The 304-nt window shown below is 44.4% G+C and carries 1 protein-coding gene; it reads left to right on the forward strand.

All coding sequences use genetic code 11. The features are described 5' to 3' along the window. The first annotated feature begins 57 nt into the window (after positions 1–57). A complete protein-coding gene (locus tag I6E26_RS11445; RefSeq protein ID WP_235321929.1) occupies positions 58–279 on the forward strand; it encodes a DUF1659 domain-containing protein in 222 nt (73 codons plus the stop codon). Positions 280–304 lie beyond the last annotated feature (25 nt).

The following is a 304-nucleotide window of genomic DNA, read 5'->3' on the forward strand; positions in this document are numbered from 1 at the left end:
GAGCTGAACGATGAACAGGTTGCCTAAGATTAATTGTTTTTTGAAAGGAGAATGTTTATGGTAAATCGCACTGCTGTATCCTCTGCCCTGAAATTTGGTTTTGAAACAGAGGAGGAAAAGAACGGCCAGCCAGTTATTGAAACTAAGACCATCTCTAATATGAACGGCTTGGCCAGCGATGAAGATTTTCAGGCGGTAGCTGGGGAGATTGCCCCCCTGTACAACAAAGTACCTGATATTGTTTATCGCGTTGATACGGTAGCCTTGGAAGCTGCCTGATAGGGACAGGAAAGGAGGAACAATA

This window comes from Anaerovibrio lipolyticus, from assembly GCF_021531495.1.
GTDB lineage: Bacteria > Bacillota > Negativicutes > Selenomonadales > Selenomonadaceae > Anaerovibrio.